The organism is Pseudoflavonifractor sp. MCC625 (assembly GCF_018784545.1).
GTDB lineage: Bacteria > Bacillota > Clostridia > Oscillospirales > Oscillospiraceae > Pseudoflavonifractor_A > Pseudoflavonifractor_A gallinarum.
The window spans coordinates 107536-123670 of the sequence record NZ_WQOJ01000048.1 but is presented as its reverse complement, the minus strand read 5'-3'; the positions used below and the strand labels follow the sequence as shown (position 1 = coordinate 123670).

Genomic DNA, 16135 nt, shown 5'->3' with positions numbered 1-16135 from the left:
GAAGGGGCCGCGTCCAATCCAAATAAGGAGGAGCAAGCGATGGGTATCTGTGATGTGTTGATCCGTGGAGCGACGGTGTTCGGCGTGGGAAAGGGCCTGGACATCGCCATTTCTCAGGGCCGGATTCAGGCCGTGGGCGAAGGGCTGCCCGATACGGGGGCCATGGAGGTGGAGGCGGCCGGTAAGCTGGTTATTCCCAGCTTTGTGGAGTCCCACACCCACCTGGACAAGGCTCTGACCGCCGTGGAGGAGGACACCCCCAATCTGGAGGAGGCCTATGGGATCTTTGCCCGCTATCTGGCACGCATTCCCGAGGGGGGCATGGTGGAGGACATCAAGGCCCGCTCCCGCCGGGTGCTGGACTGGGAGCTGGCCTCCGGCACCGGCACAGTCAAGACCCATGTACTGGTCTGCCCCGAGTGGGGCATGGCCTCCCTTCAGGCCCTGGAGGAGCTGAAGGAGGAGTACCGGGGCAGACTGGACCTGCTGGGCATCGTGCAGTACCGGGAGGAGTATGACGCCGAGTTCCGGGCGGCTGCCCGGGCGGGCCGGGTGGATTTCCTGGCGGGCTATCCCCTCTTTACCCCTGACCCCATGGGGGAGATCGACCGGCTCTTTGCCCTGGCCGACGAGTACAACCTTCCCCTGGACCTCCACATCGACGAGCATGACCGGCCCAACATCGACTGTTTCCTCCGGGTACTTCAGCGCGCCCGGGAGTATCACATGGCCGGCCGGGTGACCTGCGGCCATGTGACGGCTCTGAGCGCGGTGGACGACGACCTGGCCCGCCGGGCCATTGGGGAGTGCGCCGAGGCCGGCGTCCATGTGATTACCCTCCCCTCCTGCAACATGTACCTGATGGGCCGCAAGGACCATCAGCCCATCCGCCGGGGTGTGACCCGGGTGGACGAGCTGCTGCGGGCGGGCGTCAACGTGGCGGTGGCCTCGGACAACGTGCGGGACCCATACCGTCCCTTTGGAAACGGCGATCTGCTGGAGGAGGCCCTCTTTGCGGCCCAGGTGCTCCAGTACGGCACGGGGGAACAGCTGGAAAAGGTCATGGAAATGGTGACCTTTGGTCCGGCCCGCAACGCCCTGCTCCAGGACTACGGGCTCTCCCAGGGGTGCCGGGCCGACCTGGTGGTACTGGACGCGCCCACCGCGAAGGAGGCCATCATCAGCCACTCCAGACGGCTCTATGTGTTCAAAGAGGGACGCCTGGTGGCGAAAGACGGCCAGATTCTCTCCTGACAGAAAAAAGCTTCCCTTCCGGCCATTCGGCCGGAAGGGAAGCTTTTTGTTCAGATGGGACGCTGCTTGCGCAGCAGGCGGATGTCCTCGCCGTAGAAGGGCAGGACCCGGTATTCCCCCTCCAGACGGGAGGCGGTCTGACCGGAGTAGCGGCGGCGCACCTCGTCCATGGACAGGTTGGAGGAGATCACGGTCCGCCGTCCCGCCGTGAGGCGGGTATTGACCAGGGTATAGAGGGCGGACTGGACAAAGGGCGTGGTCATCTCACTGCCCAGGTCGTCCAGAATGAGCAGGTCGCAGTGGAGGTAGCGCCGGGTCTCATCCCGGGCATCCCGAATATCCAGCTCATCCCGGGAGAACTTCTGCTCCTCAAACCGGGCAAAAATGTTCACCGCCGTGTCATAGACCACGGAGTACCCCTTCTCGGCCACCGCCCGGGCGATGCAGGCCGAGAGAAAGGTCTTGCCCAGACCGGGGGCGCCGGTGAGGAAGAGGTTGCGGTAGACGAATTTGGGGAAGCGGCTGGCATAGTTGTAGCACACGTCCCGGATGAACTCCATCCGCTCCCGGGGAGACTCCAGCTCACCGGGCCAGGGACGGTCGCTGTAATAGTCCAGGGAGAAGGTGTCAAAGGACTGTTCCCCCAGGTCCAGGAGCTTGGAGAGCTCCCGGATCTGCTCCTGGGCGCAGAGCTTTTTCAGGCAGGAGCACATATTGGCACCCACCCAGCCGGTATCCCCGCAGGTGGGGCAGGCGGGACGGGCGTCCAGGGCGTCGGCGGGATAGCCGTTTTCCAGAAGCAGCTGGGTCCGGCGCTCCTGAAGGGCCTGGTTTTTGCGCTTGACCTCCCCGATGGCGGGGGCGGGGTCGTCCCCGCTGCGCAGGGAGGCGGCGATGATGTCCACGATGGTGCGGCGCAGCTGCTGGTCGATCTGGGCCACCTGGGGGAGCTTTTGATAGATCTCAGCCCGGCGGCGGTCCTGCATCTCCTCCCGGAGCCGCCGCTCCTCGGAGAGCCGCTGGGTGGCTCGGCGGAGCACATTGGAGTCGTATGCCATGACTTAACCTCCCTTGGGATCGTCGCTCTGCTGGCGCAGGTATTCCCGCATCCGCTCCAGGTCCTCCCGCACCCGGCGGTCGGCCTCGCCGGGGGGCGTGGGCATGGGCTGGGGCGCGGAGGAGACCCGGGGCCGGTCGGAATCTCCGGCCTGGACCTGGGCCACGGTGTGCAGCCCCTTCTGGTGCCAGCTCTTCAGGATGGAGTTGAGATAGGGCCAGTTCATATTGCCCTTTTGCAGGACGGTGCGCTCATAGGCCAGGCGGATGGCCCCGTCCTCAAAGCCCATGTCCAGCCAGGCAGCGATGTATTTGCGCTCGGCCTCCACCGGCGCGCGGCCTGTGATGCCCAGCAGGGGCAGCACAGCGGCGGTGCGGGTGCGCAGGGTGGCCTGCTTGCGCAGATAGGCGTCGGCCGCCTCAAAGGTGTCCACCCCCAGACGCCGCCAGACAAAGCCCTCCTTGCGGATCTGGGAGAGGCGGGGCTTGCGGCCAGGGCCGTATTTGTGCTCCATCTCCTCCACACAGTAGTTGACCAGCAGAAGGATAACCTCCGCCGGGAGGGAGAGGAAGTCGTAGAGGGTATAGAGCATTTTCAGATCGGAGGTGGAGAGGATCTTGCCCAGGCGGCGCTGGACCTCGCCCACCAGCCCGGGGAAGGGGGAGGAGCCGTCCTCCAGCTCCCGGGTGAGGTCGGCGGCGGTATACTCGGGGGGCTCCTCGGGCTCCTGGGGGGCGGCCGGCGGGGAGACCTTCTCACTCCGGTCGGCCAGACCCAGCTTCACCAGGGCCTCAAAGGCCTCCTCCACCCGGTCGGGGGACCAGTGGAGCAGGTGGGCGGCCCGGCGGGGATCAAACTCGCCCGCCCGGCGCAGCAGATGGAGATAGAGCAGCGCGGCATCTCCGTTTCCCGCGGAACACAGACGGTCGGCGCAGTCAGCCGAGAGCGACAGGATGGCGCCGGGATAGAGCAGTTTTCCAGCCATGGAGCCTCCCCCCTTTCCAGTACAGAATTACACATTATCATACCACAAAATCCACCGGGGGGAAAGGCGGGGGTGGGAGAAATCTTTTCCTTCCGCCCGGTCGGAGGGCCTGCGGGCCGGAAAATTCACAATATCAGGCTTTTTAGTTGGGGCGGCGTGTGTTATACTATTGACAAGTCTGAACACCCGAGTTATTGGGTTGACATAATTATAACGAGAGAACAGGCGGGAGGACACAGCTATGAGGAACCACATCACAGTCACCATTGCGGGACAGGAGTATACCATCGTGGCCGCCGAGGAGGAAAACTATGTCCGCCGGGTGGCCGGTCATGTGGACAATAAAGTACAGGAAGTGCTCTCCAGCGGCCGGGCTTCCCTGGTGGAGAGCGTGGTGCTGGCGGCACTGAACATTGCCGATGAATACTATAAAGAGCAGGAGGCGTCGGAGAATCTGCGCCGCCAGCTCAAGGAGTACCTGGAGGAGGGCACCAAGCTGAAAATGGAGCTCTCCGAGGCCAAGCGGGAGATCTTCAAGCTCCAGAACCGGAAATAAGACGCCGGGCAGGATGCGGGGCGGTCTCCGGCCGCCCCGTGTTCTGCCTTTATCCATCCCAGATACCACAAAGGAGGACGTATGCTGGAATTGCTCTCACCCGCCGGCTCCATGGAGGCCGTCCATGCTGCCGTACAGAACGGCGCCGACGCCATCTACATGGGATACGGCGATTTCAACGCCCGCCGCAACGCGAAGAACTTCACCCGGGAGGAGTTTGCGGCGGCGGTTTCTTACTGCCATCTCCGGGGCTGTAAGGTCTATCTGACCCTCAACACACTGCTGGGAGACCGGGAACTGCCCGCGGCCGCCGAGTGTGCCGCCGACGCCAGCGACATCGGCGTGGACGCCATCCTGGTCCAGGACCTGGGGGTGCTGCGCATGGTGCGCCAGGCCGCCCCCGATGTGCCCATCCACGCCTCCACCCAGATGACGGTGCACAACCTGGACGGCGTGAAGAAGATGGCCGATTTCGGCATGACCCGGGCGGTGCTCTCCCGGGAGCTGTCCCGGGACGCCATCGCCTACATCTGTGAGCACTCCCCCATCGAGATCGAGGTCTTTGGCCACGGCGCCCTGTGCATGTGCTACTCGGGACAGTGCTTCATGTCCTCGGTCATCGGCGGGCGCAGCGGCAACCGGGGCCTGTGCGCCCAGCCCTGCCGCATGCGCTATGGCTGGAACGGGAAGGCCGACGGCAACCCCCTCTCCCTCAAGGACATGTCCCTGGCCGGACATCTGCGGGAGCTGCGGAAGATGGGCGTGGCCTGTCTGAAGCTGGAGGGCCGGATGAAGCGGCCCGAGTATGTGGCCGTCATCACCCGGGTCTATGCCTCCGCCATCCGCGAGGGGCGGGAGCCCACCGCCGAGGAGGTGCGGCAGCTGACCGAGGCTTTCTCCCGCCAGGGCTTTACCGAGGGCTTCTACCAGGGCAAGACCGGACCGGATATGTTCGGCATCCGGGAGGAGCAGAAGGAACCCCGGGAGCTCTTTGCCCTGGCCCGGCAGACCTATGAGGACGGGGAGAGCCAGCGGGTGCCCATCACCTTCTACTCCCTGATCCGAAAGGGTGAGCCGGCCCAGGTGGGCGTGAAGGACGACCGGGAGAATGTAATCACGGTGGAGGGCCCCGTCCCCGAGACGGCCCGCACCAAGCCCCTCACCCCGGAGGGGGTGGAGAAGCAGCTCTCCCGCACCGGCGGTACACCCTACCGCTGTGAGGAGGTGCGCTCGGTGGTGGACGAGGGACTCTCCCTTCCGGCCGCCGCCCTCAACGCCCTGCGGCGGGAGGCGCTGGAGGAGCTCTCTGCCCGGCGCATGGCGCCCCCTGTCCGGCGGAGAGGGACCTTCCAGCCCGGTGTGCGCTATGAGAACCGGCGGGAGGAGCCCCTCCTCACCGTGTCGGTGAGCCGGGCCGAGCAGGTGACGGGCGCCCTTCTGGCCCTCTCCCCCGCCCTGATCTATGTGCCGCTGGAGGAGCTGGCCGCCCATCCGGAACTGGCCGGGCGGGGCAATCTGGCCGTCACTCTCCCCCGCATCGCCTGGGACCGGGAGTGGAAGACCATGACCGAGCAACTCCGCCGGGTGCGGGATATGGGCGTGGAGGATGCCCTGGTGGGCAATCTGGGTATGCTGGATGTGGCAAAGGAGATGGGCTTCGGCCTGCGGGGCGACTTCGGCCTGGAGATCTTCAACTCCCAGGCACTCAAAGAGCTGCGCCATATGGGGCTCAAGTCGGCCGCCGTGTCCTTTGAGCTCAAGCTGGCCCAGATCCGGGATCTCTCCAAGGCGGTGGACACCGAGATCATCACCTATGGCCGCCTGCCCCTGATGATTATGGAAAACTGCATCATCCGCAACCGCACCGGCGGCGTGTGCCGCCACGCCTGCGAGGGGGAGGAGAACCTCCTCACCGACCGCAAGGGGGCCCGTTTCCCGGTGGTGCGGGCCTACGGCTGCCGCAATGAGATCCTCAACTCCAAGACCCTTTTCCTGGGGAATAAACAAAACGACGTCCGCCGCTGCGGGGCGTGGGCCCAGCGGCTCATGTTCACAGTGGAATCCCCCGCCGAGTGCGTCCGTGCGGTGGAGCGCTACCTGGGGCGGAGCGACTGGGAACCCAGGGAGTATACCCGGGGCCTCTACTACCGGGACGTGGAGTAAGCGTCCCCACCCTATGACAGGAGAACGATACGCATGAATCTGAAAATCAAAGCCGTGTCCCCCAAGATCGGGACCGATATTCCCTTTCCCTTTTACGCCAGTGCGGGCGCGGCCGGGATGGACCTGTGCGCCTGCATGGATGAGCCGGTGACCATTGCGCCCCGGCAGATCGTGTCCCTCCCCACCGGCATCGCCATTGCCCTGCCCTCGGCGGACTATGTGGCCCTGGTGTTTGCCCGGTCGGGTCTGGGCATCAAGCACGGGGTGGCCCTGGCCAACGGAGTCGGGGTCATCGACAGCGACTACCGGGGGGAGATCCGGGTGGGACTGGTGAACCAGTCGGACGTCCCCTATACCATCCAGCCCGGCGACCGGGTGGCCCAGCTGGCCGTGATGCCGGTGGTGCAGGCCCAGCTGGAGCGGGTGGAGACGCTGGATGAGACTGAGCGGGGAGCCGGCGGCTTCGGCTCCACCGGAAAGTAAAGGAGTTTACAAAAGATGAACATCATTCTGGCTTCCCAGTCCCCCCGGCGCAAAGAGCTGCTCTCCCGGATGGGGCTGAGCGGATTCAAGACCATGTCCCCCGATATCGACGAAAATCTGGGCGGCGGACTCTCTCCGTCGGAGCTGGTCAGCCGCCTCTCCGCCCTCAAAGCCCAGGCGGTGGCCGAGCGGGCGGGCGGAGATACCCTGATCATTGCGGCCGATACCGTGGTGGCGGTGGACGGCGCCGTCCTGGGCAAGCCCTCCGACGCGCTGGAGGCCTTCAAAATGCTCTCCACCCTCTCGGGCTGCCGCCATCAGGTCTACACCGGCGTCACGGTGCTGCGAGGAGAGGAGCGGTACACCGAGTATGAGGTGACCGATGTCTCCTTCCGGGAGCTGTCCGAGCGGGAGATCGAGGACTATATCCGCACCGGGGAGCCCATGGATAAGGCCGGCGCCTACGGCATCCAGGGCTATGGCGCCCTCTTTATCCAGGGCATCCAGGGGGACTATTACAATGTCATGGGCCTGCCGGTGTGCCGCCTGGGCGGTATGCTGGAGCGGCTGGGGGTCCACTGTATGGCCCTGGCCGCTGAGCGGGATGGCTAAGAGAGGAACGGTGCGGCGATGAAAGATTTTCTGCGCAACAACGGTGTGCTCATACTGATCATTGCCGTTCTGCTCACGCTCATCGTGGCGGTGACCTCCGCGCTGATGGGCGGGGTGGCCGATCCGCTGTCCAATCTGGTGGGGATCGTGACCACGCCGGTGCGCAACGGCGTCAACGCGGTGGCCAACTGGACCGAGGGGCAGTACCAGCGCCTGTTCCTCCAGGATCAGATGCAGGCCGAATATGAGCAGCTCAAGCGGGATTATGCCAAGCTGGAAGAGCAGCTCCGGGAGGCTGAGAGCGACGCGGAGGAAAATGAGCGCCTGCGCAATCTGCTGGGCCTGCGGGAGAAGCGGCGGGACTTTGAGTTTGAGTCGGCCACGGTGACCTCCCACGGCTCCTCCAACTGGGATTCCACCCTCATTCTCAGCAAGGGAAGCTCCGTAGGCGTGGAGGCCGGAGACTGTGTGGTGGATGAATACGGCAACCTGGTGGGTATCATTGATGAAGTGGGGGTCAACTGGTCCCAGGTGATGACGGTGGTGGACTCCGACCTGGAGATGGGCGGCCTCATCGCCCGCACCGACAGCGCCGGTATTCTGGAGGGACAGTTCGATCTGATGGGAGAGGGCAAGCTCAAGCTCTCCTACCTGCCGGAGAACAGCGAGTTCATGGCGGGCGATCAGGTCCTCACCTCCGGTCTGAGCGGCATCTATCCCTCCGGCCTGGTGGTGGGCCACGTGGAAGAGGTCCTCACCGATGCCTCGGGCATGACCCGCTATGCGGTCATCGTACCGGAGACCGATCTCAATTCGCTGGAGCAGGTCTTTGTCATCAAGAGCTTTGATATTATTGAGTAAGGGGGGAGCCATTTGACCCGCCATGATTTTCTGGTGAAATGGGGCGTGTATGCCCTGGCCCTCCTGCCCGTCTGGTTTTTTGAGGGGTATTTCCTCACCCGCCTGCCGGTGACGGCGGTGCAGCCCATGCTTCTGCCCCTGGCCGTGGTGGCAGTGGCCGTACTGGAGGGCTGTGTCGGCGGGGCCGGGTTTGGCCTGGGAGTGGGTCTGCTGTGCGCCTGCTTCTATCCAGGAATGGAGGAGTGGATGCCCCTGGGCCTGGCCCTGGTCGGCCTGGGCGCTGGCCTGCTGGCCCAGTATGTGCTGCGCCAGAACCTGTGGGGCTGCCTGGTGTGCGCCCTGCTGGCCCTGGCCTTTGTGGACGGCGTGCGGATTCTGCTGCGCCTGGCCTGGGGGGAATATGCACTGGGGCCCATGCTCCGTCTGACCGGGATGGAGATCGGCTGTTCCCTCCCCTTTGTGATCCCGGTGTACGCGGTCTTTTTATGGGTATATCGCCGGGTCCCCAAACGGACCCACTTCTGAGCCGCGTCTGTCCCTGCGTTTTATTTGGAGTTCCCGTAACAGAAAGGTTGCCCTATGGACAAAAAACAATTTCAACGGCGTGTATATGTGGTGTCGGGTGTGTTGGGCCTGCTGTTTTTCCTGTTTGTGGGCGTGCTCTATCAGCTTCAGATCATCCAGGGCCCCTATTACCGGGCCCAGGCTACCAAGCGAAATGCCCAGACCGAGACAGTAGAGGCCGTCCGGGGCGAGATCCTGGACTGCAATGGCCGGGTGATGGTCTCCAACCGCTCCACCTACCAGGTGCGCCTCAACACCAGTGTGATGGGCACGGAGGAGGAGCGCAACGCCATTCTCACCGCCCTGCTTCAGATCTGCCGGGAGCAGGGTGTGACCTGGACGGACACCCTGCCGGTCACCGGCGCACCTCCCTTTGAGTACACGCTGGGTACCGCCACGGGGACCAACCGCCGGGCCTTCCTCAAGCTCATGGATATCCTGAGCGAGAACAACAGCAGCTGGGAGACCGCGTCAGCCTCCGGCGTGGCGCTGGGCGAGGAGTGGGAGGCCTACCGGAAGGCGGTGGATGCCGCCTCCCAGACCACCGAGACCGGGACCCAGGCGGCGGAGACCCCCGCCGCGCCGGAGGATACGGTTTCAGCCGCCCCTCTCATCGCCAAGATGAAGGATTACTTCGGCATCGATCCCACCATGCCCGATGAGGAGGCCAGGGACCTGATTGGCGTGCTCTATGAGCTTACCCTGCGCAGCAAAGGCGCGGCTACCAGCGAATATATTTTTGCCCAGGACGTGGATATCCGCTTTATCACCGCCGTCAAGGAGCAGGGCCTCAAGGGCGTCAAGATCGAGCCCACCACCACCCGGGTCTATGAGACCTCCTACGCCGCCCACATCCTGGGGCGCGTGGGTCCCATTTTTGCGGAAGAGTGGAACGAGGAGGACTCCTATTACAAGAATAACGGCTATAAAATGGACGATATTGTGGGAAAGGAAGGCATGGAGAAGGCCTTCGAGTCCTATCTCCGGGGCGAGGAGGGCACCCAGATCGTGGAGCTCAACAGCGAGGGAAAGGTGGTCAGCGAGACCTGGAAGACCGACCCCGAGACCGGAGAGCCCATGGCCCCCAAACCGGGCAACAATGTGGTCACCACCATTGACCTGCGCCTTCAGGAGGCGCTGGAGCAGTCTCTGGCTACCCGGGTGCCCGGACTCTCCGACACGGTAGAGGGTGCGGCAGGCGTGGTCATCGACATGAAGGGCGGAGTGAAGGCTATCGCCTCCTATCCTACCTTCGACATATCCCAGGCCTATAAGGACAGCAGCCTCTACAATGAGCTGCTCAAGGACCCCCTGCGTCCCCTGTATAACCGGGCCACCATGGGACTCTACTCCCCCGGCTCCACCTTTAAGATGATCACCGGTGTGGCCGCCCTTCAGGAGGGGCTGACCACCCCCTATGAGGAGATCCTGGATACGGGTTATTTCCGCTATCCGGAGGGAGAAAAATACCCCTACGGAGACTACCATCCGAAATGCTGGATTTATCGCCAGCAGGGAGGCACCCATGGCTGGGAGGATATGGCCCATGCTATTGAGGACTCCTGCAACGTCTTCTTCTTTACCCTGGCCGACCGGCTGGGGATCGACCTGCTGGATGAGTACGCCGCCATGTTCGGTCTGGGTCAGTCCACCGGCATCGAGGTGCCCGAGTATACCGGCTATGTGGCCGGACCGGAGACCAGTGAGCGTCTGAATCAGGAATGGTATGGCGGACTGCTCCTCTCGGCTGCCATCGGACAGGGCAATACCCTGTGTACCCCCCTCCAGCTGGCCAACTACATCGCCACGCTGGTCAACGGCGGAAACCACTATCCTGCCCATCTGCTCCAGACGGTCAAGAGCAGCGACTACTCCCAGGTGGTGCTGGAGAATGAGCCGGAGCCCCTGGACACCATCAACATCAGTGAGGAGAACCTGGAGGCGGTCAAGTACGGCATGTACCTGCTGGGCACCGAGGGCAGCGTATCCAAGTACTTTAAAGACCTGCCCGTAGAGGTGGGTGCCAAGACCGGTACCGCCCAGGTAGGCTCGGAGACCACCGAGGCCAACGCCGTCTTTGTGTGCTTTGCCCCCTATGATGACCCGGAGATCGCCATCGCCCTGGTGGCCGAGCACGGTGACTCGGGCGGCGGTCTGGCGGCAGTGGCCGCCGATGTGCTCTCGGTCTACTTTGGACAGTCGGGAACCTCCCAGGCCGTCAATGGCGAGGGCGTGCTCATCCGCTGAGCGCAGTTCAACTTTGGAAGATTGGAAGGAATGTCCATGACGAACCCCTTTATCTTCGATCCCCGGGACCCGGAGAGTAAGTTTCCCTACGGCGCGGTCCCGGCGGGGACCCAGGTACGCTTTACCGTCCGCCCGCCCCGGGCGGGGGGATACTCCCGCGTGATTCTCACCGCCCGGTTTGAGAGCCGGGACAATGCCGTGGTGGAGCACATCTTGCTCTGGCATGGGATCGAGGGCGCCCGGGATGTCTTCACCGGCACGCTGGAGACAGGGGAATACGTGGGGCTGGTCTGGTATACCCTGCGCCTGGAGGGATTGGACGGACGCAGTGCGGAGCTGGGCGAGTATCAGCTCACCGTCTATGACGACTCTGAGACGGTCCCCGGGTGGTTTGGAGAGGGGCTTACCTACCAGATCTTTCCCGACCGCTTCCGCCGGCGTGCCATTCCCGACCCGACCGGTATGGTGGGCGGACGAACCGTCCATCAGAGCTGGGAGGAGGAGCCGGTCTACCTTCCCGATGAGCACGGCGAGATCCGCAACCGGGACTTTTTCGGCGGGAGCCTCGCCGGGGTCCGGGAGAAGCTGACCTATCTGCGGCGTCTGGGGGTGGAGACCATCTACTTCTGCCCCATCTTTGAGGGGGTGGAAAACCACCGCTACGGCACTGGCGACTATGAGAAGATTGACCCCATGCTGGGGGACGAGGCCCAGTTCCGCCTCCTGTGTGAGGAGGCCCACCACCTGGGGATGCGCATTATGCTGGACGGTGTGTTCAACCACACGGGCTATATCAGCCGCTATTTCAACGGGGACGGCTCCTACCCCTCAGAGGTGCCCGGTGCGGCCCAGTCCACGGAGAGCCCCTATTATCCCTGGTATCATTTCACCCACTGGCCCGACCGGTACGACTCCTGGTGGGGGATCTACTCCCTCCCGGCGGTCAATGAGAGCGAGAGCACCTATCTCGACTATATCATCCGGGGGGAAAACAGCATCGTCAAGCGCTGGCTGCGGGCCGGGGCGGACGGCTGGCGGCTGGATGTGGCCGACGAGCTGCCCGACTCCTTTGTCCACGCCCTCCACACCGCCGCCCGCGAGGCCAAGAAGGACGCGGTGGTTATCGGCGAGGTGTGGGAGGACGGCTCCAACAAGATCGCCTACGGGGTGCGGCGCAAGCACATTCTGGGGGGACACTGCGACGGACTGATGAACTATCCCTTCCGCAACGCGGCCATCTCCTATCTGCTGGGCGGGGACGCCCGCTGGTTCCGGGAGACCATGGAGGGGTTACGGGCCAATTATCCGCCCACCGCCTACTATTCCGCCATGAACGCCCTGGGGACCCACGATACCCCCCGCATCCTCACCCTGCTGGGGGTGGGTTCCCCCTGCACGGAGTACCCCAAATCCTGGCGGGCCGACTTCCGCATGAGCGAAGAGGAGTATGCCCGGGGCAAGGCCCGGCTCAAGCTGGGCGCGGTGCTGCTCTACGCCTTCCCGGGCTCCCCCACCCTGTATTACGGGGATGAGGCCGGGATGGAGGGCTTTGAAGATCCCTTCAACCGCCGTACCTTCCCCTGGGGACGGGAGGACGGTGAGCTGGTGAGCTGGTTCACTGCTCTGGGCTGCATCCGCAGCTGGTCCCAGGCCCTGCGGAGGGGAGATATTTCCTATGTGGAGGCCGACGGACCGGTGCTGGCCTTCCGGCGTACCTGGGAGGAGGAGAGCGTGCTGGTAGCTCTGAACGCCGGAGCAGAACCGGCTTCCCTGCCTCTTTCCGGTCCTATGAAAGATCTGCTCACCGGAGAGGTCTTCCCTGCGCCCGGCGCCCGCACCATGGAGGCGGCCCTGCCCCCCTGTACGGCACGGCTGCTGGTTCCCCTGCGCCTGCATCTTGCCTGCCGGGCGAAGTAAACGATTGGAAAGATTATGAAAAAAGGAGCGCGGAATCGCCATGTACCGTCCCATCTGATGCCAACTGATCGGATACCGGAGGCGCCCTCCCATGGGAGGGCGTGCTTTGGCATGTGTAAAACATCCGGATCAGGAGGAATCGGTATTGGAACGGAACAGACGAAACCGGACGCTTCTTTTTTTGGCCTATGCCCTCCAGGGCATGGTATTTTATAACCCCATCGCCACCCTCTACCGCCTGCAAGCGGGGGTGACCCTCACCCAGATGCAGGTCATTGAGGGGATCTCCCTGCTGGTCATGCTGGGACTGGAGGTGCCCTGGGGCCGCTGGGCTGACCGGATCGGGCACCGGCGGTCCATGGTACTGTGCTTCGGCGTGCTGGCCCTCTCCAAGGTGGTATTCTGGCGGGCCGAGACGGTATGGGGCTTTTTGGCGGAACGGCTGCTGCTTTCTTTTGCCCAGGCCGGGCTGAGCGGCTGTGACACGGCCTATCTCTATGCCTGCTGCCGGGACCCGGAAGAGCACCGCCGGGTCTTTGCCCGCTGGCAGGGCGTACAGGTGGCGGGATTGCTGCTGGCCTCCCTGGCCTGGCCCCTGCTGGGCGGGGATTACCGCCTCTCCGCGCTGCTGACCGTGGGGAGCTATACCCTGGCCCTAGGGGTCACCTTACTGCTGCGGGAGCCGGAGGGACAGCGGGCCGAGGAGCAGGCCCGGGAACCCCGCCCGCCTCTGGGCGAGATGCTGCGGGAGAGCCGGAGGATGCTGGCCTTTTTGCTGGGTGTGGCCCTCTTCGATCAGACGGCCCAGGCGGCAGTCACCTTTTTCAGCCAGCTTCAGTACGGGCGCTGTGGGATTGCAGAGGGGGCCTTTGGAGTCCTGGCGGCCCTGAGTGCCGGGGCCGGACTGAGCGGCGCCCTGGCCCACCGGCTGGTGGGGCCGGGCGGGCCGGAGCGGGTCTGCCGGCGGCTGATTGCGGCGGGGGGCGCAGTCTGTCTGCTGTTGGCCGTCACCACCGCGCCGGCCGTCTCCGCCCTAGGTATCCCCCTGCTGGCTGCCCTGCGCTCCTGTGCAGCGCCCCTGGCCCTTGCGGTGCAGAATGAGCGGGTGAGCCCCGGTGGACGGGCTGCCCGGCTCTCCTGCAATGCCATGGTGCTGGAATGTACCGGGGTTTTACTGGCCCCGGTCCTGGGCTGGACAGCAGAACAGTGGCTGCCCGGAGGTTTTCTGCTGGGGGCGGTCTTCTGCTGGGCGGGAAGCCTTCTGCTTTGGCAGGATGAAAGACGCCGTTGACTTGTATTTTTGGGGTATATTTGATATAATAAAGGGTAATTTTTACCGTCTTACCGGAAAGGAGGGCGAAGCCAATGAAATATCAGCAGTGGAAGCGCCCCGCCGGAGACGGAACGGGCCGGGCGGCCCTGGAGGAGGCGGGCATCCCGGATCTTCCCGCCCTGGTCCTCTCGGCCCGTGGCATTGACACGCCCGAGAAGGCCAGGGAGTTTCTGGCGGGCGGACCAGAGCGCCTGGAGGACCCCCTCCTGCTCCGGGACATGGACCGGGCAGTGGAGCGCATCCGGCGCGCGGTAGAGCAGGGAGAGTTGGTGGCTGTCTACGGAGACTATGACGTGGACGGCATTACCTCCACCTGCCTCCTCACCAGTTTTCTGCGCAGCCGGGGGGCGGATGTGGTGCCCTATATCCCCGACCGGATGGAGGAGGGCTATGGACTCAGCTGTGCAGCCGTGGACACCCTCCACGCCCAGGGAGTCACCCTGATCATTACCGTGGACTGCGGGATCACCGCGGTGGAGGAGGCCCGCCACGCCGCGGAGCTGGGCATGGATCTGGTCATTACCGACCATCACGAGTGCAAGGAGGAACTGCCCGCCGCTCTCGCGGTGGTGGACCCCCGGCGGGGCGACTGTCCCTATCCCTTCAAGTCCCTGGCCGGCGTGGGGGTTGCCCTCAAGCTGGTGCTGGCCCTGGGAGAGATGGAGGAGCGGCCCACGCTCCTGCGGCAGTATGCCGACCTGGCCGCCATCGGCACGGTGGCCGATGTGATGCTCCTGACCGGAGAGAACCGCTCCATCGTACAGATGGGACTCTCCTCCCTCCGCCATACCCGCCGCCCCGGACTGGCCGCCCTGCTGCGGGAGGCGGGACTGAGCGAAAAGCCCCTGACCTCCATGGCCATCGGATACACCCTGGCCCCCCGCATCAACGCCGCCGGGCGGATGGGATGCGCCCGGGTGGCGGCCGAGCTGCTCCTGACCGCCGACCCGGTGCGGGGCGAGGAGCTGGCCAAGGAGCTGTGCAGCCTCAACCGGGAGCGGCAGTCCATTGAGGCGGATATCTTTGCCCAGTGTGCCCGCCTGGCCGAGAGCGCGCCGCCGGAGGAGCGAAGCGCTCTGGTCCTGGCCGGAGAGGGGTGGCACCAGGGCGTGGTGGGCATTGTGGCCTCCCGCCTGTCGGAGAAGTACTCCTGCCCCACCTTCATGATCTGCCTTCAGGACGGGCACGGAAAGGGCTCCTGCCGGTCTTTTGGCGGGTTCAACCTCTTTGCCGCGCTGGAGTCCTGTGCCGAGCTGCTGGAGGGCTTCGGCGGGCATGAGCTGGCCGCCGGCTTTACCATCCGGGAGGAACAGATCCCGGCCTTCCGCCGCCGGATGAACGAGCTGGTCCGTCTGCGCACCGGCGGAGAGGAAATGACCTCCGAGCTGGAGATTGACGCGGATATTCCAGACCCCTCGATCCTCACCCAGGAACAGGTGGAGGCACTGGACATCCTGGAGCCCTATGGCGCGGGAAATGAGAAGCCGGTCTTTTTCCTGGGGGGCTGTACGGTCTCCTCCCTCAATGAGGTGGGCGGCGGACGCCACCTCAAGCTCCGCCTCCTGGCGGGCGGAAAGCCCTTTGACGCCATCTTTTTTGCCGCCACCGCCGCCGAGGCGGGGGTGCGGCCCGGGGACCGGGTGGATATCGCCTTCTGTCCCCAGATCAACGAGTACCGGGGCTGGCGCTCGGTGCAGCTCCAGATCACGGATCTGCGTCCCGGGATGACCCGGGCCCAGAGTGAACAGGCCCTCTATGAGCGCTTTGCCCGGGGGGAAGATCTGAGCCCACAGGAGGCCGCCTTTCTCCTGCCCAGCCGGGAGGAGTTTGTCACCCTCTGGCGCTATCTGAAGGTCCGTTCCGGCGGCGCAGAGCTGGAGGAGACGCCCCGCCGTCTGACCCGGAACCTGTCCCGGGATTTCGGACGCCATGCCCCCCTGCCCCGCACCCTGGTGTGCCTGGAGGTCTTTGACGAGCGGGGGCTGATTTCCCTGGAACAACACGCCGGCTGCTTCCGGATCTCCCTCCAGAAGGTGGAGGGAAAGGTGGATCTGGAGCAGTCCGCCATTCTGCAACGGCTCCGACAGCTGATGAGCGGCTGAG

Annotated in this window: 13 protein-coding genes; 11 read left to right on the top strand and 2 right to left on the bottom strand. The window is 64.5% G+C overall.

The window, feature by feature from the left end:
• Nucleotides 1-39 precede the first annotated feature (39 nt).
• Nucleotides 40-1254, top strand: a complete 1215-nt coding sequence (locus tag GPK94_RS14965; RefSeq protein WP_215656169.1) for an amidohydrolase family protein — start codon at nt 40-42, stop codon at nt 1252-1254.
• Nucleotides 1255-1304: 50 nt separating this feature from the next.
• Here the strand turns inward: GPK94_RS14965 and GPK94_RS14960 are convergent, their stop codons facing one another.
• Both GPK94_RS14960 and GPK94_RS14955 read right to left on the bottom strand, forming a co-directional pair.
• Nucleotides 1305-2312, bottom strand: a complete 1008-nt coding sequence (locus tag GPK94_RS14960; protein ID WP_101692421.1) for an ATP-binding protein — start codon at nt 2310-2312, stop codon at nt 1305-1307.
• 3 nt (nt 2313-2315) lie between these two features.
• Entirely contained in the window at nt 2316-3296 is a 981-nt protein-coding gene (locus GPK94_RS14955; RefSeq protein ID WP_193535821.1) for a DnaD domain protein, read from the bottom strand.
• A 241-nt stretch (nt 3297-3537) separates the two neighbouring features.
• Here GPK94_RS14955 and GPK94_RS14950 point away from each other — a divergent pair, with 241 nt between their 5' ends.
• The 10 genes from GPK94_RS14950 to recJ all read left to right on the top strand — a co-directional run bounded on the left by GPK94_RS14950 (nt 3538) and on the right by recJ (nt 16134).
• The gene (locus tag GPK94_RS14950) at nt 3538-3852 is read left to right on the top strand and encodes a cell division protein ZapA (RefSeq protein ID WP_101692419.1); all 315 of its coding nucleotides are present in this window, start codon (nt 3538-3540) and stop codon (nt 3850-3852) included.
• A gap of 81 nt (nt 3853-3933) precedes the next feature.
• Nucleotides 3934-6015 (top strand): U32 family peptidase, encoded by a 2082-nt coding sequence (locus GPK94_RS14945; protein WP_215656168.1) that lies wholly within the window; start codon nt 3934-3936, stop codon nt 6013-6015.
• Nucleotides 6016-6048: 33 nt separating this feature from the next.
• Nucleotides 6049-6498: a dUTP diphosphatase gene (gene dut / locus GPK94_RS14940; protein WP_101692417.1), complete on the top strand. Its 450-nt coding sequence runs from the start codon at nt 6049-6051 to the stop codon at nt 6496-6498.
• Between the two features lie 15 nt (nt 6499-6513).
• A complete protein-coding gene (locus GPK94_RS14935) occupies nt 6514-7110 on the top strand; it encodes a Maf family protein (RefSeq protein ID WP_101692416.1) in 597 nt (198 codons plus the stop codon).
• Between the two features lie 18 nt (nt 7111-7128).
• Nucleotides 7129-7971 carry a rod shape-determining protein MreC gene (gene mreC, locus GPK94_RS14930; RefSeq protein ID WP_101692415.1) on the top strand — a complete coding sequence of 281 codons (843 nt, stop codon included), beginning with the start codon at nt 7129-7131 and terminating at the stop codon, nt 7969-7971.
• A gap of 12 nt (nt 7972-7983) precedes the next feature.
• Complete coding sequence (locus GPK94_RS14925) at nt 7984-8496, top strand: rod shape-determining protein MreD (RefSeq protein WP_193535825.1); 513 nt, start codon at nt 7984-7986, stop codon at nt 8494-8496.
• A gap of 54 nt (nt 8497-8550) precedes the next feature.
• Nucleotides 8551-10782, top strand: a complete 2232-nt coding sequence (locus tag GPK94_RS14920; protein WP_215656167.1) for a penicillin-binding transpeptidase domain-containing protein — start codon at nt 8551-8553, stop codon at nt 10780-10782.
• 36 nt (nt 10783-10818) lie between these two features.
• Nucleotides 10819-12699: a glycoside hydrolase family 13 protein gene (locus tag GPK94_RS14915; RefSeq protein ID WP_215656166.1), complete on the top strand. Its 1881-nt coding sequence runs from the start codon at nt 10819-10821 to the stop codon at nt 12697-12699.
• Nucleotides 12700-12844: 145 nt separating this feature from the next.
• Nucleotides 12845-13990, top strand: coding sequence for an MFS transporter (locus GPK94_RS14910; RefSeq protein ID WP_215656165.1), 1146 nt, complete (start codon nt 12845-12847; stop codon nt 13988-13990).
• 74 nt (nt 13991-14064) lie between these two features.
• Complete coding sequence (gene recJ, locus GPK94_RS14905; protein ID WP_215656164.1) at nt 14065-16134, top strand: single-stranded-DNA-specific exonuclease RecJ; 2070 nt, start codon at nt 14065-14067, stop codon at nt 16132-16134.
• Nucleotide 16135 lies beyond the last annotated feature (1 nt).